Source organism: Tabrizicola sp., from assembly GCF_041913445.1.
GTDB lineage: Bacteria > Pseudomonadota > Alphaproteobacteria > Rhodobacterales > Rhodobacteraceae > Tabrizicola.
The window spans coordinates 268,338-286,538 of record NZ_JAYSFG010000002.1 but is presented as its reverse complement, the minus strand read 5'-3'; the positions used below and the strand labels follow the sequence as shown (position 1 = coordinate 286,538).

16 protein-coding genes and 1 other RNA gene are annotated in these 18,201 nt (G+C 66.5%); 8 read left to right on the top strand and 9 right to left on the bottom strand.

The window, feature by feature from the left end; translation table 11 throughout:
• Positions 1-3: 3 nt before the first annotated feature.
• The 3 genes from ACE3Q6_RS03715 to ACE3Q6_RS03705 all read right to left on the bottom strand — a co-directional run bounded on the left by ACE3Q6_RS03715 (position 4) and on the right by ACE3Q6_RS03705 (position 3,140).
• On the bottom strand, positions 4-912 hold the full coding sequence (locus ACE3Q6_RS03715; protein ID WP_374428620.1) for a carbohydrate ABC transporter permease: 909 nt from the start codon (positions 910-912) through the stop codon (positions 4-6).
• Positions 905-1,837, bottom strand: coding sequence for a carbohydrate ABC transporter permease (locus ACE3Q6_RS03710; RefSeq protein WP_374428617.1), 933 nt, complete (start codon positions 1,835-1,837; stop codon positions 905-907). The genes ACE3Q6_RS03715 and ACE3Q6_RS03710 overlap by 8 nt, the downstream gene beginning before the upstream one ends.
• A 79-nt stretch (positions 1,838-1,916) precedes the next feature.
• On the bottom strand, positions 1,917-3,140 hold the full coding sequence (locus tag ACE3Q6_RS03705) for an ABC transporter substrate-binding protein (RefSeq protein ID WP_374428615.1): 1,224 nt from the start codon (positions 3,138-3,140) through the stop codon (positions 1,917-1,919).
• A 304-nt stretch (positions 3,141-3,444) separates the two neighbouring features.
• Between ACE3Q6_RS03705 and ACE3Q6_RS03700 the strand changes: the two genes are divergently transcribed.
• The 3 genes from ACE3Q6_RS03700 to ACE3Q6_RS03690 are packed head-to-tail and all read left to right on the top strand — an operon-like array spanning position 3,445 to position 6,741.
• The gene (locus ACE3Q6_RS03700; protein WP_374428613.1) at positions 3,445-4,500 is read left to right on the top strand and encodes a LacI family transcriptional regulator; all 1,056 of its coding nucleotides are present in this window, start codon (positions 3,445-3,447) and stop codon (positions 4,498-4,500) included.
• A gap of 21 nt (positions 4,501-4,521) precedes the next feature.
• Positions 4,522-5,577, top strand: coding sequence for a sugar phosphate isomerase/epimerase family protein (locus tag ACE3Q6_RS03695; RefSeq protein WP_374428611.1), 1,056 nt, complete (start codon positions 4,522-4,524; stop codon positions 5,575-5,577).
• Positions 5,578-5,580: 3 nt separating this feature from the next.
• Positions 5,581-6,741, top strand: a complete 1,161-nt coding sequence (locus ACE3Q6_RS03690) for a Gfo/Idh/MocA family protein (protein ID WP_374428609.1) — start codon at positions 5,581-5,583, stop codon at positions 6,739-6,741.
• A gap of 67 nt (positions 6,742-6,808) precedes the next feature.
• Here ACE3Q6_RS03690 and ACE3Q6_RS03685 read toward each other — a convergent pair whose 3' ends face one another.
• The 5 genes from ACE3Q6_RS03685 to ACE3Q6_RS03665 all read right to left on the bottom strand — a co-directional run bounded on the left by ACE3Q6_RS03685 (position 6,809) and on the right by ACE3Q6_RS03665 (position 12,219).
• Complete coding sequence (locus ACE3Q6_RS03685; RefSeq protein WP_374428607.1) at positions 6,809-7,645, bottom strand: NUDIX domain-containing protein; 837 nt, start codon at positions 7,643-7,645, stop codon at positions 6,809-6,811.
• Positions 7,642-8,094, bottom strand: coding sequence for a TrgA family protein (locus tag ACE3Q6_RS03680; RefSeq protein WP_374428606.1), 453 nt, complete (start codon positions 8,092-8,094; stop codon positions 7,642-7,644). The genes ACE3Q6_RS03685 and ACE3Q6_RS03680 overlap by 4 nt, the downstream gene beginning before the upstream one ends.
• 10 nt (positions 8,095-8,104) lie before the next feature.
• Positions 8,105-9,319, bottom strand: coding sequence for a class I SAM-dependent methyltransferase (locus ACE3Q6_RS03675; RefSeq protein WP_374428604.1), 1,215 nt, complete (start codon positions 9,317-9,319; stop codon positions 8,105-8,107).
• Between the two features lie 55 nt (positions 9,320-9,374).
• Entirely contained in the window at positions 9,375-10,787 is a 1,413-nt protein-coding gene (locus ACE3Q6_RS03670; protein WP_374428602.1) for a deoxyribodipyrimidine photo-lyase, read from the bottom strand.
• Positions 10,788-10,977: 190 nt separating this feature from the next.
• Positions 10,978-12,219 (bottom strand): aminotransferase class V-fold PLP-dependent enzyme, encoded by a 1,242-nt coding sequence (locus tag ACE3Q6_RS03665; RefSeq protein WP_374428848.1) that lies wholly within the window; start codon positions 12,217-12,219, stop codon positions 10,978-10,980.
• Positions 12,220-12,631: 412 nt separating this feature from the next.
• On the opposite strand from ACE3Q6_RS03665, the gene ACE3Q6_RS03660 reads away from it, so the two are divergent.
• Positions 12,632-13,678, top strand: a complete 1,047-nt coding sequence (locus ACE3Q6_RS03660) for a PotD/PotF family extracellular solute-binding protein (protein ID WP_374428600.1) — start codon at positions 12,632-12,634, stop codon at positions 13,676-13,678.
• A 63-nt stretch (positions 13,679-13,741) separates the two neighbouring features.
• On the opposite strand, the gene ACE3Q6_RS03655 is transcribed toward ACE3Q6_RS03660, so the two are convergent.
• Entirely contained in the window at positions 13,742-14,155 is a 414-nt protein-coding gene (locus ACE3Q6_RS03655) for a hypothetical protein (protein WP_374428598.1), read from the bottom strand.
• Positions 14,156-14,268: 113 nt separating this feature from the next.
• On the opposite strand from ACE3Q6_RS03655, the gene ACE3Q6_RS03650 reads away from it, so the two are divergent.
• The 4 genes from ACE3Q6_RS03650 (at position 14,269) to ACE3Q6_RS03635 (ending at position 18,201) form a co-directional block, all read left to right on the top strand.
• Positions 14,269-15,198, top strand: coding sequence for a LysR family transcriptional regulator (locus tag ACE3Q6_RS03650; RefSeq protein WP_374428596.1), 930 nt, complete (start codon positions 14,269-14,271; stop codon positions 15,196-15,198).
• Between the two features lie 222 nt (positions 15,199-15,420).
• A complete protein-coding gene (locus tag ACE3Q6_RS03645) occupies positions 15,421-16,995 on the top strand; it encodes a cation:proton antiporter (protein ID WP_374428594.1) in 1,575 nt (524 codons plus the stop codon).
• 24 nt (positions 16,996-17,019) lie between these two features.
• Positions 17,020-17,374, top strand: a transfer-messenger RNA (tmRNA) gene (gene ssrA, locus ACE3Q6_RS03640).
• Between the two features lie 176 nt (positions 17,375-17,550).
• Positions 17,551-18,201, top strand: a complete 651-nt coding sequence (locus tag ACE3Q6_RS03635; RefSeq protein ID WP_374428592.1) for a DUF1194 domain-containing protein — start codon at positions 17,551-17,553, stop codon at positions 18,199-18,201.

Below are 18,201 nucleotides of genomic sequence, written 5' to 3'. Positions count from 1 at the left end.
GTGTCAGCCTTTCACGGCACCGGCGGCGATACCGCGCACGAAGAGTTTGCCAGAGACGAAGTAGACAACCAGCGGCACCAGGCCCGTCAGGACCGTCGCGGCCATGTTGACGTTGTACTCCTTCACCCCCTGGACCGAGTTGACGATGTTGTTCAGCTGAACGGTCATCGGGTAGAGGTCGGGCTTGGTGAAGACCACGCCAAACAGGAAGTCGTTCCAGATCCCCGTCACCTGCAGGATCAGCGCCACCACGAAGATCGGCAGGCTCATCGGCAGCATGATGCGGAAGTAGATGCCCCAGAACCCGGCGCCATCGACGCGGGCGGCCTTGAACAGCTCCTCCGGGATCGAACTGAAGTAGTTCCGGAAGAGAAGCGTCAGGATCGGCATGCCGAAGATCGTGTGGACGATGATCAGACCCCAGAGCGTCCCGTAGATCCCCATCTCGCGCAGCAGGATCACGATCGGGTAAAGCATGATCTGGTAGGGGATGAAGGACCCGAAGATCAGGATCGTGAAGAACACGTCCGATCCCTTGAACTTCCAGTTGATCAGCGCATAGCCGTTCACGGATGCGATGGCGATCGACACGATGACCGAAGGCACCGTGATCAGGACCGAGTTCCAGAAGCCCCGCGAAAGGCCGTCGCAGTTCAGGCCCGTGCAGGCCTCGGACCAGGCCTTGACCCAGGGCTGGAACGTTACCTCCACCGGCGGGGCGAAGATGTTGCCCAACCGGACCTCGGGCATCCCCTTCATGCTGGTCATCACCATCACCCAGAGGGGCAGCAGGTAGTAGACGCAGACGACGATCAGGATGCCGTACAGCATGATGTTGCGACCGCTCAGGGTCTTCTTCGGCTTCGCGCCGCGCGGTCCGGACATGGCCGTGGCCATCGAGACGTCAGCCATGCTTCTTCCCTCCGAATTCCAGATAGGCCCAGGGGATCAGCACGATCAGCACGCTGAGAAGCATCATGGTCGAGGCCGCGAAGCCCTGCCCAAGATTCTGCGCCTGGAACATGTAGTCGTAGACATACATCGCCGGCACCTGGGACGCGTTGCCACCGGGACCGCCCGAGGTCATGGCGACCACCAGGTCGTAAAGCCGGATGATTCCGCTCGCGACGATCACCAGCGTCGTGATGAAGACCGGGCGCATCATCGGGATGATGACCATCACATAGGTCTTCCAGGTCGGGATGCCGTCGACGCGGGCGGCCTTCCAGATATCCTCGTCGATGCCGCGCAGGCCGGCGAGCATCAGGCACATCACGAAGCCCGTCCCCTGCCACAGCCCCGCGATCAACAGGCCGTAAAGTACGGTGTCGGGGTTGGTCAGCGGGTCGAAGGTGAAACTTGTCCAGCCCAGGTCGCGCACGACGCCCTGGATGCCGAACTGCGGGTTCAGGATCCACTGCCAGACCAGCCCCGTCACGATGAAGGACAGCGCGAAGGGATACAGCATGATCGTGCGGAACGTGTCTTCGAAGCGGATCTTCTGGTCCATCAGCACGGCCAGGACAAAACCCATGACCACCGTGAAGACCAGCGACATCACGCCGTAGAACAAGAGGTTCTCGATCGAGACCAGCCAGCGGCTTTGCGACCAGAGCCGCTCGTACTGGTCGAAGCCCACGAAATTCGCCTTGGGCAGCAGCTTCGAGTTGGTGAAGGAATAAACGACGGTCCAGATCGTGCCGCCCAGAAACACCACCAGCGCGGTCGCAACCATCGGAATCGCCGCGATCTTGGCGCTGATGTTGCGGGTCCACCGCGCGCGGGGCCTGGCCCCGGAACTGCTGCGAACTGCGTCCGCCTCGCTTGCAATAGACATCGGTCACTGCCCCCCTTGCGACCTTCAGGTGCGAAAAGGGGCCGCCCGGTGCGGACGGCCCCCTGTCGTCAAGACAGTCTCAGAGACCGGTCTTCAGGTTCTCCACCCACTTGGCGTGGGCCTCTTCCGCCGGCATGTCCGACTTCCAAAACTCGACCATCAGGTCTTCGTTCAGCTTCTGGACGTCCGGCGACCAGACCATGTCGCCCGAGGGGACGATGTTGCCACCGGCCAGGATCTCCAGGCCCTTCTTCATGCAGTCGTTGGCAGCGGCCAGATCGACGTCCCCGCGGATCGGCAGCGAGCCCTTCTTCAGGTTGAAGGCCACCTGCACTTCCGGCGAAACCAGCAGCGCGGCCAGACGCTTCTGCGCGGCTTCCTTCTCCGGGTCATCCAGCTTGGGGAAGTAGAAGGCGTCGCCGCCGGTCGAGATGTACTCGTTCAGGCCCAGGCCCGGCAGGCAGGTATAGTCCTTGCCAGCCACTTCGTTCGCGACCTGGAATTCGCCCTGCGCCCAGTCACCCATGATCTGGCCCGCAGCCTGGTCGGTGATGACAAGGTTGGTCGCCTGGTTCCAGTCCTGGACGTTCGACCCCTTGGCCAGCTCGCGCGCTGCGGCAGCGGCGGCGAAGACCTTGGCGTATTCCGGCCCTGCGGCCACGTCCATGTTCTTGTCGACGTTCACGGCCTTCCAGGCATCCAGACCGGCAACGGCGATCTGCATCGCGCCGAAGGCAAGGTTCGACTGCCAGGGCTGGTCGCCCAGAGCCAGCGGGATCTTGCCCGCTTCACGCACCTTGTCGGCGCTGGCCACGAACTCGTCCCAGTTGGTCGGGACCGGCAGGCCCAGATCCTCGTAGACCTTGTTCGACAGCCACAGCCATTCCGGCGAGTGGATGTTCACCGGCGCGCAGTAGATCTTGCCGTCGACGGTGCATGCATCCAGGAGCGACGGCGGGAAGACGACTTCCTTCCAGTTGTTGGCTTCCGCCACGTCGGTCAGGTCCAGCATCAGCCCGGCCTCGACCAGTTCCAGTGCCTGCTGGCCGTGGTTGAACTGGGTTGCGCCCATCGGGTCGCCGCCGGTGATGCGCGAAATCATGATCGGACGCGCGGTGCCACCGCCGCCGGCGATCGCGCCGTCGACCCATTTGTCGCCCGAGGCGTCGAAGGCCTTGGCAAGCTCGGCCACGGCCGCAGCTTCCCCGCCCGAGGTCCACCAATGGGTGACCTCAAGCTCGGTGGCCATGGCGGGCATCGCCACGGACATCGCCAGAAGCGCTGTCATCTTCGAAAGTTTCATACCGTTCCTCCCGGTTTCTAAAACGTTATAGAAATAGCCTATAACGTTATAGTTTTGTCGATCAACACATCTTTTCGCTTGTTTGTGCCCTTCGCAGAAGTTTTCATGGGGGGATGATCCGCGCCCGAAGGGGTCGGAAATCCAGGGAAAACCACCCCGATGCTGCACCGCCAAAACCGCGCTGAAACCCTTGCCGGACGGGAGCTTCCCCTCACCGGTCGGGCCCTTTGCGCTGCGGCTGCAAAACCGGCGACCCGGCGCGAATCACATTGGCAGATTCGCTCTCGCCTTCCCGGATGTTCGCATGCAAACGGTGGGCGACATGGCCACGCTCTCTGATCTGCCCACCCCCGATTCGGACACCCAGCGCCCGACGCTGAAGACCATCGCCGCCGCGACCGGCCTTGCCATCGCCACCGTCTCCCGCGCCCTCAAGGACGCGCCCGACATCGGGGAAGAGACGAAGAAGCGCGTCCGCGAAACCGCTGCCCAGCTCGGCTACCGCCCGAACCGCGCGGGTGTGCGCCTGCGCACGGGCAAGACCAACGTCATCGCGCTGGTCCTTTCGACCGAAACCGACGTGATGAACCACACCTCGCGGCTGATCTACTCGATCGCCAACGCGCTGCGCGGCACCGCCTACCACCTGATCGTCACCCCTTTCTTCCCCGACCAGGACCCGATGGAGCCGATCCGCTACATCGTCGAGACCGAAAGCGCCGACGGGATCATCCTGAACCAGACCAAGGAAGACGACCCCCGCATCCGCTACATGCACGACCACGGCTTCCCCTTCGCCGCGCATGGCCGGACGAACATGGGGCTCGACCATGCGTTCTACGACTTCGACAACGAGGCCTACGGCCGTCTCGGTGCGCGCACGATGATCGAACGCGGCCGCAAGCGGCTTCTCCTTGTCCCGCCGCCTCGCGCGCACATGTATGCCCGCCACATGATCTTCGGCTTTTCGGATGAAGCGGCCCTGCTTGGCGTCCCCTTCGAGGTTTCCGAACACGTCACCTCGGACAGCGGAGGCGAGGCGGTCGAGGCCGCCATCGCCGCCCGCTTCGCCCTGCCGAACCCGCCCGACGGCATCCTTGTCGGCTCGACCACCGCCGCGATGGCCACCATCGCCGGGGCCGAGGCGTCGGGTCGGCAGATCGGCCGCGACTTCGACGTGGTGGCGAAAGAGGCCATCGCCGTCCTGCGCCGTTTCCGCAAGGACATCCTCATCGTGCGCGAAGACGTGGGCCGCGCCGGCGAATTCCTGGCCCGGGCGCTCGTGGCCGAGATCGACAAACGCGACTGGACGGCCCGGCAGGGGCTGGAGGTTCCGGTCAAGGTGGAACAGGGCCGCTAGGCCCGGAAGTGGAGGATGCAGATGAAGACGATCAAGGGCCCGGCCCTCTTCCTGGCGCAGTTCGCGGGCGACACCGCTCCGTTCAATTCCTGGGGCGAGATTACCAAATGGGCCGCCGACTGCGGCTACGTGGGCGTGCAGGTGCCCAGCTGGGACGGCCGGCTCTTCGACCTGGAAAAGGCTGCCTCATCAAAGACCTACTGCGACGAGTTCAAGGGAATTGCGAAGGACGCCGGGCTGGAGGTGACCGAGCTCTCCACCCACCTGCAGGGCCAGCTCGTCGCCGTCCACCCCGCCTATGACACCCAGTTCGACGGCTTTGCTGCACCCTCCGTCCGCGGCAACCCGAAGGCCCGCGCCGAATGGGCCGTGGACCAGGTGAAGAAGGCGCTGACTGCCTCGAAGAACCTCGGCCTCACCGCCCACGCCACCTTCTCCGGCGCGCTCGCCTGGCCCTACCTCTACCCCTGGCCGCAGCGCCCCGCTGGGCTGGTGGAGGAAGCCTTCGACGAACTCGCCCGCCGCTGGACGCCCCTCCTGAACCACGCCGAGGACTGCGGCGTCGACGTCTGTTACGAAATCCACCCGGGTGAGGACCTGCACGACGGCGTCACCTTCGAGATGTTCCTCGACCGAGTGAAGGGCCACAAGCGGGCCAACATGCTTTACGACCCCTCGCACTACGTCTTGCAACACCTTGATTACCTTGATCATATCGACATCTACCATGACCGGATCAAGATGTTCCACGTCAAGGACGCCGAGCTGAACCCCACCGGCCGCCAGGGCGTCTACGGCGGCTTCCAAAGCTGGGTCAACCGCGCGGGCCGCTTCCGCTCCCCAGGCGACGGGCAGGTCGATTTCGGCGGTATCTTCTCGAAGCTCACCCAATACGGCTACGACGGCTGGGCCGTGGTCGAATGGGAATGCTGCCTGAAACATCCCGAGGACGGCGCGCGCGAAGGGGCCGCCTTCGTTGACGCCCACATCATCCGCGTGACAGAAAAAGCCTTCGACGATTTCGCCGACGCCGGCACCGACCGCGCCGCCAACCGCCGCATGCTTGGACTGGAGTAAGACATGCCCATCGACGCCGCCCACACCGCCCGCCCCGAACGCCTCCGCCTTGGCATGGTCGGCGGCGGACGCGACGCCTTCATCGGCGCCGTCCACCGCATCGCCGCGCGGATTGACGATCAATATGAACTGGTTGCAGGCGCTTTCTCATCCAACCCGGAAAAAGCACTGGCTTCCGCGCAAGACCTCGGCGTCCCCCGCGCCTACACCAGTTTCGCCGAAATGGCCGCCAAGGAAGCCCGCCGCAAGGACGGCATCGACGCGGTGGCCATCGTGACCCCAAACCACATGCACGCCCCCGTCGCGATGCAGTTCCTGAAGCGCGGCATCCACGTCATCTGCGACAAGCCGCTGACCGCCACCCTGCCCGAGGCCAAGAAACTGGCGAAAGCTGCCGAGGCCTCGGGCGTCGTCTTCGCGCTCACGCACAACTACACCGGCTACCCGATGATCCGGCAGGCCAAGGCGATGATCGCGAACGGAGACCTGGGTGAGCTCCGCCTCGTCAACGTTGAGTATGTCCAGGACTGGCTCACGCAGGACGTCGACAACAAGCAGGCCGACTGGCGCACCGACCCCGCCCGCTCCGGCGCTGGCGGCTCCACCGGCGACATCGGCACCCACGCCTTCAACATTGCGAACTTCGTCACTGGCCTCACCCTCGACACGCTCGCCGCCGACCTCACCGCCTTCGTCCCCGGCCGGCGCGTCGACGACAACGGCCATGTGCTGATGCGCTACGAGGGCGGGGCCAAGGGCATGCTCTGGTGCAGCCAGGTCGCGCCAGGCAACGAGAACGGCCTCCGCCTGCGGGTCTACGGCACCAAAGGCGGCCTCGAATGGTCGCAAGAGGATCCGAACTACCTCTGGTTCACCCCCTTCGGCCAGGAAAAGCGCAAGATCACCCGCGGCGGCGCCGGTTCGGGACCCGAGGCCGGACGCCTGACCCGCATCCCGCCCGGCCACCCGGAGGGCTACCTCGAAGGCTTCGCCAACATCTACACCGAAGCCGCCCGCGCCATCCGCGCCGCCAAGACCGGCACGCCGGTTCCCGAAGGCACCACCTTCCCGGGCCTGAAAGAAGGCCTGGAAGGCGTGGCTTTCGTCGATGCCTGCGTGCGGTCCTCGGCCCGCAACGGCGCCTGGGTCAGCCTGAACCTCTGACGGGCGGTGGGCGCTTCGCCCACCCTACGCGTTGCGGCCTGTAGGGTGGGCAATCTGCCCACCCTCCCTACTCGCGCAGCCGCGCCCGCTCGCGCTGCAGCCACAGCACCGTAAGCAAAAGCGGCGCGTTCCCGATCTCGCCAGCCGCCATGACCTCGACCAGCCGGTCGAAGGACAGAAGGTGCCCCTTGATGTCCTCGGCCTCCTCCGCTGCACCGAAGACCCCGGCCATCCCGTCCGGCAGGTCGCAGAGCGCGACATAGGAATAGAGATATTCCGTCACCGCCCCCGGTGTCGGATAGTATTCCGCCACCTTCTCCAGCGCCCCCAGGACCAGCCCCGCCTCCTCGACCGCCTCGCGCCGCGCGGCCTCTTCGGGGGTCTCGCCCGGATCGATCCGTCCTGCGATGGCCTCCAGCTGCCACGGCAGCGGATCGCCCCGGCCCAAGGGTCCCATCCGCACCTGTTCCACCAAGAGCACCCGGTCGCGTACCGGATCATAGGGCAAGACCGTCACCGCATCACCCGCGACGAACAGCTCGCGCACCAGCGGGGGGCTCATCGCCCCGTCAAACCGCCGGTGCCGAAGGTGCCACAGATCCAGCGCAAAGAACCCGGAATGCGAGGGCACCCGGCGCCCCACCTCGACCTCCCCCGAGCCGGTCCGCACCCCACGGCCCACCGAGCCCGCCGCACGCGCCCGACTGTCTGCCTCCACCCGCAGGGCGGGAAGCCGGCGCCGGACCGCCTCGGCCGACAGATGACCCCAATAGCGCAGGACCACCGCCACCAGCTCCGGCGCGGGATCCTCCCCCAGCACATCCACCAGGAACTGCTCGCACTCCGGACCCGCCACCGCCTCGCGCAGCGCGACCGGCCAGCCCGACATCGACAGTCGGGTCACTTCCAGCGCCGACCGGCGTTCTCGGTGAGAAGCCCCGCGACGATCCCGCCCAGAAGGACCGTTCCGAACACGCCCAGCGACACCAGCGCGTGCGACCGCTTTGCCATCGTGTCGACCACCGCCAGGATGGCCTCCATCGCATCCTCGTAACGCATCCGGACCGAGTTCTCGAGCATCTCCGCCAAGGCCAGAAGGAACAGCGCAACGACGGCCAGGATCACCGCCGTCTTGATCCCTGCCCCGGCCGCTTCGACATAGCCCTTGCCGACCGAGTTGCCCATCACCGACCACCCGACGACGACACCCACCAGCGCCGCCCCCTCGCGGATCGGTCCCGCTGCGGCGGCATCGGGCATGTTTACTGCGTAGTAGTTCGCGAGGATCCAGCCCACGACCGCGAACGAAGCTGCTGCCATCAACTTTGCCGCCGTCGGCATCGGAGTTGCCATGCCCTACCCCTCAACTGGGACGCGTCACCGTGATTTGCGTCACGTCGCAGTTTCCACCTTGAAACGCGCCCGCGCAAGAGGCGAGGTAGAAGTCCCACATCCGCTTGAAACGGTCGTCGAAGCCCAGCTTGCGGACCTCTCCCCAGCGTTCGTTGAAGGTGTCGTGCCAGCGGCGCAAGGTCAGGCTGTAGCTTTCGCCGAACTCGATCGAGCCCTTCACCTGCAGGCCCGCCTTCTCCACCTCGGCCCGTAGCACGGACGGCGCGGGCAACATGCCGCCGGGGAAGATGTATTTCTGGATGAAATCGACGCCCCGGCGGTAGATCTCCCACCGGGCATCGGGCACGGTGATGATCTGCAGCGTCGCATGGCGACCAGGCTTCAGCCGCTCACGCAGGGTCTGGAAATAGACCGGCCAATAGCGCTCACCCACTGCCTCGAACATCTCGATCGAGGCGATCCCGTCGTAGGACCCCCGCTCGTCGCGGTAATCCTGCAGCTTGATCTCCACCCGGTCCGACAGGCCCGCGCGCCGCATCCTCTCGACGGCATAGTCATGCTGCGCCCGGCTGATGGTCAGGCCGGTGACCCGCAGTCCCCGCTCCTTCGCGGCATATTCCGCAAAGCCGCCCCAGCCGCATCCGATCTCCAGCACATGGTCGCCTTCGCGCGCGCCCATCAGGTCCACCATGCTGGCATATTTCCGGGTCTGCGCGGCCTCCAGGCTCTCCTGCGGGTTCTCGAAGATGGCCGAGGAATAGGTCATCGTCTCGTCCAGCCAAAGCCGGTAGAAGTCGTTGCCCAGGTCATAGTGGTAGCTGATGTTCTTCTTCGCCTGCCGTTTCGAATTCGACTGCAACCAGAAGCGCAGACGCTCGTAGGCCCGCACCAGCTTGAGCCCCGGGTAGCCGTCGTTGACCATATTGTTCGCCGGCCGCTGGACCAGGTCCAGGAAGGCCTGCAGGTCCGGCGTCGTCCACCAGCCGTCCAGATAGGCGTCGCAGAAGCCAAGGTCCCCCTCGCGCACAAGCCGGGCAAAGAGGTCGGGGTTCACGACGCGCACCTCGGCCGCGATGCCCGGGGCCTTGCCCTCCACGCGGAAGCGCCGCCCGTCGGGCAGGACAAAGTCCAGCCGCCCCTCGCCCAGCTTTCCCGCAGTCTCGAACGCCATGGCGAAATAGCGCGGCAACCCAGCCTGCCCCTTCGCCGTCGTCAACACGTCCATCGGCCCACCCCCAGGGTCGTTATCGCAAACACTTTCACCAAAGGTGATGCGTTGCTCAAGCATTTCGTGCCCCGTATGCCGCAAGGGCAGCTGCGCGGCCAGCGGCCAGATCGACCACGGGCTTCGGATAGGACTGGTCCGGCCGCAGCCTCCAGGACCGCGGCACCGCCTCGAAGAAGGCCAAGGCCTCCGGCCCCGGGCTTTTCGACAGTTCGGCCACGAACCGACGCCGGTAGCGCGCATCCTTGTCGAACTTCTCGGCCTGTCCAGCCGGATTGAACACCCGGAAATAGGGCGCCGCGTCCGGCCCCGATCCGGCAACCCATTGCCATCCCATCGCATTCGCCGCCGGGTCCCAGTCGGTCAGGCAGTCCGCGAACCAGTCGAGCCCGACCTTCCAGTGCGTCAGCAGATGCTTCGTCAGGTAACTCCCCGCGATCATCCGCGCGCGGTTGTGCATCGTGCCGGTGACATACATCTCGCGCATCGCGGCATCGACGAAGGGCTCGCCCGTCATCCCCCGCCGCCAACGCTCCGCCGCCTCGCTGTCGCCGCGCCAGGGGAAGGAATCCCATTCCGGCCGCCAGTTGGCGCTGGTGATCTGCGGAGTATGATGCATCAGGTGATAGCTGAACTCCCGCCAGGCCAGCTCGCGCAGGAAGCTCTCCGCCCCCGCCCGCCCCTCGTCCCGCGCCCGCAGGCCCGCGTGCCAGACCTCGCGGATGCCGATCTCCCCGTAGGTGAGGTTCTCCGACAGCCGCGACGTCCCCGCCACGCCCGGATAATCCCGCATCTCGGAATAGCGCGCGACCGGCCCGTCCAGAAACGCCGAAAGCTTCGCCCGCGCCGCCGCCTCCCCCACCGCCTGGTAGGACAGCACGACCGAGGCCCCCCGGTTCATCGCCGCGCCCAGGCTCCAGTCCTCCAGCCGGTCCGAGGCCGGCCAGCGCTCCACCCCGCGCAGCGCCTTCGGCGCGGGCTCCGGAGCCGCGACCCCCAGCCCTCGCGTCGCCTTCCAGTAAGGCGTGAACACCCGGTAGAACCCGCCCGTCCCGGTCTCCACCTCCCAGGGCTCATGCAACAGATGCCCGGCAAAGGACCGCGCCTCGACCCCGTCCCCCTTCAGCGCCGCCTTGACCGCAGTATCCCGCGCGACCGAGGCCGGATCATAAAGCCGCGACCACCAGACCCCGCCCGCCCCCGTCTCGGCGACAAGCGCCCGCAAGACCTCCAGCGCCGGCCCGCGCCGCAGGACCAGCCGCACGCCCAGCCCCTCCAGCGCCTTGGCAAACGCCGCGACGGAAAGCCCCAGCCGCCACGTCGGCGCCGCGCCGATGGCCTCGGTCTCCGGATCCAGGATGAAGACGGGCACCACGGGACGCCCCGAGGCGACCGCAGCGGCAAGCATCGGCTGGTCGCCCAACCGCAGGTCGCGGCGGAGCCACAGGATCAGCGCTGTCTCAGACATTCCCCAGCCTTCTCAATCCAGATCAATACGCAAGCCGACGAGGACCGGATCAACCAACCCTTTCATCTTTGCAGAAATATCCTCGGGGGTTTGGGGGTGGAAAACCCCCAACGCCGTCCCTTGCGCGTTCTTCACGCGCAAGGGACAAACGCAAAGGCTTGCGCGCCAGCGCTCCGCTAGACTGACCCGGTCAAAGCACCCGGTCCAGCGCCGCGATCAGCCGGGCGACCTCTTCGGCCGAAGTATAATGCACCGCACTCATCCGCAGCACACCCTTGTCGCGCGAAATCCCCAAGGCCTCCAGCGGCCGCACCGCGTAGAAATCCCCCGCCCAGCAGGCGATCCCGTTGCGGCCCAACTCCTCGCTGACCGGCTCCGCCACCCGGTCCAGCTCCACGGCCACCGTCGGAGCCCGCAGCCCGGCGTCCCGGGGCCCCAGAAGCCGCACATCGTTCCGCTGTCCCAGGTAGTCCAGAAGCGGCTGGATCACCGCCACCTCCTGCGCCCGCATCAGGTCGTGCACGCCCTTGTTCCGCACCACCGGGTCGCCCGCGATCCCATGCCGCTCGGCCAGCGCATCGATGTAATCCGCCATCCCCGCACAGGCCGCGATCTGCGCATGGTCCGGCCCCGCCGGCGTGTGCCGCTTGTACAGCACCCCATGGTTGAAGAAATGCGCCTGCCCCGGCAGCTCCATCCCGAAGGCCTCGCGCAGCACCATGATCCCCTGGTGCGGCCCGAAGGTCTTGTAGGCCGAAAACAGATACACATCGCAGCCCAAGGCCGCCACGTCCGGGAACCCGTGCGGAGCGTAAGACACCCCGTCCACCACCGTCCGCGCGCCCGCGACCTTCGCCACCGCGCAGATCCCCGCCACGTCGTTGATCTCGGCGATGACGTTCGAACAATGCGGGAAGCAGACGAGCTTCACCTTCCCGTCCACCAGAAGCGCCTGCAGGTCCTCCACCCGCAGCGATCCGGTCCCCGGGTCCAGCTTCCACTCCCGAACCTCGATCCCCTCCTCGGCCAGCCGCCGCCAGACCCCCGAATTCGCCTCGTGGTCCTGGTTCGTCACCACCACGGCCCCGTCCGTCCCCGCCAGCCACTTCCGCACTCCTTGAGCCAGCACATAGGTATTCGCGCTGGTCGACGGCCCGAAGGACACCTCCTCGCGCCGGACCCCCATCATCGCCGCCAGCCGCGTCCGCGCTTCGTCCATCTCGGCCCCGCCCGCCTGCGCCGCCGGATAGGGCCCATAGGGCTGCACCTTCCGGTCCCGGTAGAACCGCGTCAGGCGGTCCACCACCTGCTGGCAAGGGTAACTGCCGCCCGCATTCTCGAAGAACGCATGGGACGACAAGACCGGCGACGAAAACGCCGGGAACTGCGAACGGACGAAATCAAGATCAAGCGCCACCTGCGGCTCCTCCATCGGGCCGCGGTCCCCGGACACCCGCGCGAAAGGCGGGAGGTCCCGGTCCGCGGCAGGTCTTCCAGCCAGACCCCCGGATGTCTCCCCTGGGGCCAGAGCCGGGATCACCCCGGCCTCGCGCAAAGAAGTAGCGCCCCTCTCCCCGCCCCGCAACCCCCGCCGACGGGCCCCACAACCGGCCCGTGTGCCCCTCACGCGCCCGGCAATCAGGCAACCTGACGCTGGGTCAGCCGGTTTTGCGCCCTTTTCTTCGGCAATGGCCGCAAAATCCCGCAGTTTCCCCTTGTCCTTTCTGCTGTCCCAAACCACCTTCATCGCACCAAGGCGGGGCGAGGGGCCCGCGTCTTCACCACAACGAACGAACATCCGGCAGCCGCTGGTGCTGTCCGCGTGTCACTGCAGAGGAGCACAAATGAGCCGCAAATCCCTTGCCCTTCTCAGCGCAGCCTCGGTGCTGTCGCTTTCCGTCGCCGCCCAGGCGGCCGATCCCGAGCTGACCATTCTCGACTGGGCCGGCTGGGAGATCGACGGGATGCTGCAACCCTACGTCGACAAGCACGGCCAGAAGCCGACCTATGTCTTCTTCGCCGACGATGACGAGGCGTTCCAGAAGGTCTCCTCCGGCTTCAAGGCCGACGTGGTCCACCCCTGCGCCGCTGCGGTTCCCCGCTACATCGACGCCGGCCTGATCGAGCCCTGGGACACCTCGAAGATCCCCGAATTCGCCAACATCCCCGCGCGGATGCACGAGCCCTTCACCAATGAACAGGGCGTCTGGTTCATCCCGACCGACGACGCCTACACCGCCATCGCCTACAACGCCGAGACGGTCCCGGCCGAGGACGTGGCCTCGGTCCAGGTCTTCGCCTCCGAGAAATACGCCGGCCGCATCTCGCTGCCCGACAACACCGACGACGTTTGGTCCTTGGCCTTCATGGCAACCGGCGTGACCTCCTGGGACAACGTGACCGACGAGCAGTTCACCGCCGCCGCCGACTGGCTCCGCAAGGTGCACCCGAACGTCCGCGCCTACTGGTCCGACCCCTCGGAACTGTCCCAGCTGATGGCCTCGGGCGAGGTTCAGGTGGCCTGGTCCTGGAACGACCCCGTCGCGATCCTGCAGGCCGAGAACTTCCCCGTCGGCTTCAACCGCGCCGCCGCCGAAGGTGCCGCGACCTGGTACTGCGGCATGGTCAACATGAAGGACGCCCCGGGCAACGAGGACAAGGCCTACGACTACATGAACTCGATCCTGGCCCATTCCTCGGCCCAGCCGCTTCTGGACGCGATCGGCTATGCGCTGGCGAACGACGCCGCGATGGCCGAGATCCCGGCCGAGGCGCTGAAGGCGGCCTATGTCGACCCGGTGACCACGCCGCTCTTCGTGCAGTCGCCGCCGACGACCGAACTCCGCGACCGCATGATCGAGGAATTCGAGCTGATCAAGTCGGGCTTCTGATCCCGACCTGACCTAACCTTGGACGCCCGGGATGACCTCCCGGGCGTTTTTCGTTGATGGCTCCTACACCCGGCGACGCCGGAGATGTCGGATCAGGAACGCCAGCATATAGGTTTCCACCAGGGCAAGCACCGTCAGGTTCAGTGTGTTCTGGTCCGGCACCCCGTTCAGGACCAGCCCGACCACGACGTCGCCAAGTTCGATGAAGATGCGCGTGGCCAGCATCAGGGCCAGCAGGGCCGCGCTGTTCAGCAGCAGGGCAATCACCAGTCCGACCACGGATCCGAAGATCCGTACACCCGTGCTGTAAAGCCCGAACCGTTCCGAAAACGTCTCGACCGTCACGCCGGGGAAGAAGGCCCCGGGCATGGCCATGTACACATAGCCGAAGAAGCATCCGGCCAGCACAAGAACCCAGCCGAACACCTTGGCGCGGGTCGGAATGGGGTCAAGCAGCGGAAGGGTGGCCATCGTCATTCCCTGTCTCCCTTGCGGCACCGCCTTGCTCGCCGGCTGCCTCGGTTCTGTGCTGCCACTTGCAAAGACATGCGACAAATGAAACGTTTTTACACGAGCCATGAATTCCATGCATGAAACCTGACCTGAACCTTCTTGCTGTCCTGGATGCACTTTGCCGAACCGGCTCGGTGTCGCGGGCGGCACAGGCGCTTGCGCTCAGCCAACCTGCGGTCAGTCACGCGCTCGCCCGATTGCGCCGGGCGACAGGGGATGCCCTTTTCACTCGGTCGGGTCGCGGTCTGGTCCCCACCCCGCGGGCGCTGGTCCTGGCAGGACGCGCCGCCGCCCTTGTTGCCGAAAGCCGCGCACTGCTTGCGCCAGAGCATCACAACCCCTCCAGGGACAGCCTGCTGGTGCGGGTCGCGAGTACGGATTTCGCGAACCTGACACTCCTGCCAGCCCTCCTTTCGGCGCTCCGGCGGATATCTCCTGGCACGGTCATCGAGGCGCAGGTTGTCGGCCAGCGGACCCTGCGCCAATTGGCGGAAGGCGAGATCGAACTGTCCTTCTGGGGCGTCGCGCCGCCCGAACCGCCCTTCTGTCACCGCCCGCTTTTCCGCGACCATTTCGTCGCCGTCCTCGCGGCCGACCATCCCGCACTTGGACAGTCAGGGCTCCTGAAGCTCGACGGCTACCTGCGGTCGGCCCACGCCGTCGTATCCTTCGGTCACCCCGGCCAAAGCCCGGTCGATGCCGCGCTGGCCGCATTTGGCAAGGCACGTCGCGTGGGCCTGGTTTCCCCCAGCTTTGCCGCCAACCTGGCGGTAGCCGCCGCAAGCGACCTGATCGTCACGCTTCCCGCGCGTCTGGCGCAAGGTCTTCCGGCCGGGTTGTGCGTGCATCCCCTGCCCTTTGCCACGCCGGTCATCGACTACGGTCTGATCTGGCACGACCGCACCAGCCTCAGCCCCGGCCTTTCCTGGCTGCGCGACCTTATCGCCACGGTGGCGGCGGCTGATGCCCCGGTCTCCAGCCCGACTGGACAGTCCGCACCAGCCTGATTCCTCGCCCGGTCCGACGAGGGGCCTGGCAGGGATTGAAGCCAGCAGTCGGCGGACCCTTTGCCCATGCTTTCCAAATTCCTAACGTTTTCAGTCAAATCTTTGATTTCATTTGCAATTGCGGAAATGTCCACCGTGGACACTCCGCCGCCCACGGCCCACACCCCCGTTGCGCCCCCGCCCCGCCCCGTCTAAGCCTCGGGCGCCCCCATCCCGGTCCCCATGTTCGAAGTCATTTCCCTCAGCTTCGCCTTCACCTTCGGCCTCGCCGTCCGTCGCATCGGCCTGCCGCCGCTCGTGGGCTTCCTTGCCGCCGGCTTCGCGATCAACGCGGCCGGCCCCAGCCTCGGCCTGCCGGAAACCTCGGGCGAGATCCTCGACCACGTTGCCCATCTGGGCGTCCTCCTCCTTCTCTTCGGCGTCGGCCTCAAGCTCCGCCTCGGCCAGCTTGCCCAGCCCCAGGTCGTCGGTGGCGCGCTGATCCATTCCGCCATCACCACGGCCGTCTTCTCTCTGGGCCTCGTCGTCTTCCTCGGCCTCGACTGGCCAACGGCCCTCCTCCTCGGCGTGGTGCTGTCCTTTTCCTCCACCGTCTTCTCGGCCAAGGTGCTGGAAGCCAAGCGCGACATCGGCGCCTTCTACGGCCGCACCGCCATCGGCATCCTCGTCGTCCAGGACATCATCGCGCTCGCCGTCCTTGCCATCTACAGCGGCCAGGCGCCCTCGCCCTCGGCGCTCGCCCTCCTCGCCGCCCTCCCCCTCGCCCGGCCCGCGCTCCACTGGCTCCTCGACGCCTCCGGCCATGACGAGCTTCTCGTCCTCGCCGGAATGCTCCTGGCCATCGTCGCCGGTGGCGCGGGGTTCGAGGCCGTTGGCCTCGGGGCCGAGATCGGGGCCCTCGTGGTGGGCCTCCTGTTGTCCACCCACACCCGCGCAAAGGAACTCTCCGACTCGCTCTGGGGCCTGAAAGAGCTGTTCCTCGTCGGCTTCTTCCTGCAGATCGGCATGTCCGGCCTCCCGGGCCCCGAGGACCTTGCCATCGCGCTCGCCCTCACCCTCCTCCTGCCGCTCAAGGGCGCGCTCTTCTTCGCCCTCCTCCTCGCCTTCCGCCTCCGCGCCCGGACTGCCTTCCTCACCGCGCTCAACCTGACCGCCTATAGCGAGTTCAGCCTGATCGTCGCCGCAGCCGTCCTGCCCGACTGGCTCGTCCCCCTCGCCCTCGCGGTCAGCCTCTCCTTCATCTTCGCGGCCCCCCTCGACCGCTTCGCCGACCGGCTTTTCGGACGGCTCGAACCCTATCTCCACGGCTTCCAGGCCCGCCGCGTTCACCGGGACGAGCTGCCAACCGACCTCGGCGCGGCCTCCGTCCTGATCCTCGGGATGGGCCGAACCGGCACAGCCGCCTACGACACCATCAGCCCGCATCTGCGCGCGGTGGGCATCGACGCCGACACCTACCGCGTGCAGGGCCACACCTCTGCCGGGCGCAACGTCCTTTTCGCCGATGTCGAGGACGCAGGCTTCTGGCGCGGCCTGCGCATGTCGGGGATCGAAGGTGCGATCCTGGCGATGGACAACATCGAGGCCAAGGAAAGCGCCGCCCAGGCGCTGCGGGCCAAGGGCTTCCGCGGCCCGATCATCGCCCACGCGCTTTACGAGGACCACGTCCTTCGTCTCAAGACCGCCGGGGCCGACCACATTTACCAGACGATGAACCAGGCCGGGATCGGGCTGGCCGACCAGGCCGTCCTTGCCATCGAACGCGACCGGGAGCCTGCAAGCTTCGTCGAGGTCTAGGTGCCGCCCGCCTGCGCCCTCCGCACACTTGCACCCCCCAAGCCCCGGGCCTATATCTACCCCTGTCGGGGGCAACCCCGACTATGGCGATAAACGCACCTGTAATAATCGGCTCGGACCCGGGGGCGGTACCCGGCGGCTCCACCAACACCCCGTTCGTTGCGGGAGGAGGGGGCCGAAATAGGATCGACGAACGACCAAAGAGGCCAGCTTTCGCTCGGTGAGGTACCACCGTTATCGGTCCATGATCACAGTTGCCAACGACAACCGTGCTCCGGTGGCGCTGGCCGCGTAAGCGGCTCGCAATACCAAAACTAAGCCCTTACGGTTAGCCCCGTAAGGCGGGGCCCGCCGGAGCCTGGCAACAGAATCCGGCACTTCCACTGTCCCGCCTGAAGGCTCCGGCAAACCTCCGGACACAGGTACCTGGCAACAGAAACCTGCACCTTCCCCATCACTCCTCGTTCGTTTTCAACTCCTCGTCGCCTTGCGAAGAGAACCGGAGGGCACGACGAGCTGCTTGCCACAAGCCGGTCGCAGGCCACATCCTTCCCCATGCTCCGCGCGGCCCTTCTCGCCTGCCTCACGGCCCAGCCCGCCCTCGCCTGCGAGACGGCGCTTCTTCTGTCCATCGATGTCTCCGGCTCGATTGACGCGGGCGACTACCGCCTGCAGACCGAGGGACTCGCCGCCGCCCTGTCCGACGCCGAAGTCGTCGACGCCCTGGTGCGCGGGCAGGTCGCCCTCGCGGTCGTCCAGTGGTCGGGCGTCGAGGAACAGGCGCTGGTCCTGTCCTGGCAGCGGATGCTTGCGCCCGAGGACGTCACCCGCTTCGCCGCCCGCGCCGCCGCCATCCCGCGCGCCTTCACCGGATCCGACACCGCGGTGGGCCAGGGCCTCCGCTTCGCGACCGCGCAATTCGCCGCCGTCGCCGATTGCCGGAACCGGGTCGTCGACATCTCGGGCGACGGACAGGAAAACGCGGGCTTCACCGATTCCGCCGCGCGACGCGAGGCGATAAGGGCCGGGATCATGGTCAACGCCATCGCCATCGAAGAGCCGGGACCGGCCTCTCCGATCACCAGCTACTACCGCAACTGGATCATCACGCCCGGCGGTTTCGTCGTCACCGCGCGGGGGTTGCAGGATTATGCCCGGACCTTGCGGCTCAAGCTCCTGCGCGAGCTGACGCGGCCCGTCGGCTGA

Bases quoted from the DNA above. Each gene is read 5' to 3' on its own strand.
- ACE3Q6_RS03635 (WP_374428592.1), top strand. From the start codon at position 17,551: ATGCTCCGCGCGGCCCTTCTCGCCTGCCTCACGGCCCAGCCCGCCCTC.
- ACE3Q6_RS03645 (WP_374428594.1), top strand. From the start codon at position 15,421: ATGTTCGAAGTCATTTCCCTCAGCTTCGCCTTCACCTTCGGCCTCGCC.
- ACE3Q6_RS03675 (WP_374428604.1), bottom strand. From the start codon at position 9,319: ATGGACGTGTTGACGACGGCGAAGGGGCAGGCTGGGTTGCCGCGCTAT.
- ACE3Q6_RS03650 (WP_374428596.1), top strand. From the start codon at position 14,269: ATGAAACCTGACCTGAACCTTCTTGCTGTCCTGGATGCACTTTGCCGA.
- ACE3Q6_RS03715 (WP_374428620.1), bottom strand. From the start codon at position 912: ATGGCTGACGTCTCGATGGCCACGGCCATGTCCGGACCGCGCGGCGCG.
- ACE3Q6_RS03700 (WP_374428613.1), top strand. From the start codon at position 3,445: ATGCAAACGGTGGGCGACATGGCCACGCTCTCTGATCTGCCCACCCCC.
- ACE3Q6_RS03690 (WP_374428609.1), top strand. From the start codon at position 5,581: ATGCCCATCGACGCCGCCCACACCGCCCGCCCCGAACGCCTCCGCCTT.
- ACE3Q6_RS03670 (WP_374428602.1), bottom strand. From the start codon at position 10,787: ATGTCTGAGACAGCGCTGATCCTGTGGCTCCGCCGCGACCTGCGGTTG.
- ACE3Q6_RS03705 (WP_374428615.1), bottom strand. From the start codon at position 3,140: ATGAAACTTTCGAAGATGACAGCGCTTCTGGCGATGTCCGTGGCGATG.
- ACE3Q6_RS03680 (WP_374428606.1), bottom strand. From the start codon at position 8,094: ATGGCAACTCCGATGCCGACGGCGGCAAAGTTGATGGCAGCAGCTTCG.
- ACE3Q6_RS03655 (WP_374428598.1), bottom strand. From the start codon at position 14,155: ATGACGATGGCCACCCTTCCGCTGCTTGACCCCATTCCGACCCGCGCC.
- ACE3Q6_RS03665 (WP_374428848.1), bottom strand. From the start codon at position 12,219: ATGGAGGAGCCGCAGGTGGCGCTTGATCTTGATTTCGTCCGTTCGCAG.
- ACE3Q6_RS03710 (WP_374428617.1), bottom strand. From the start codon at position 1,837: ATGTCTATTGCAAGCGAGGCGGACGCAGTTCGCAGCAGTTCCGGGGCC.
- ACE3Q6_RS03660 (WP_374428600.1), top strand. From the start codon at position 12,632: ATGAGCCGCAAATCCCTTGCCCTTCTCAGCGCAGCCTCGGTGCTGTCG.
- ACE3Q6_RS03695 (WP_374428611.1), top strand. From the start codon at position 4,522: ATGAAGACGATCAAGGGCCCGGCCCTCTTCCTGGCGCAGTTCGCGGGC.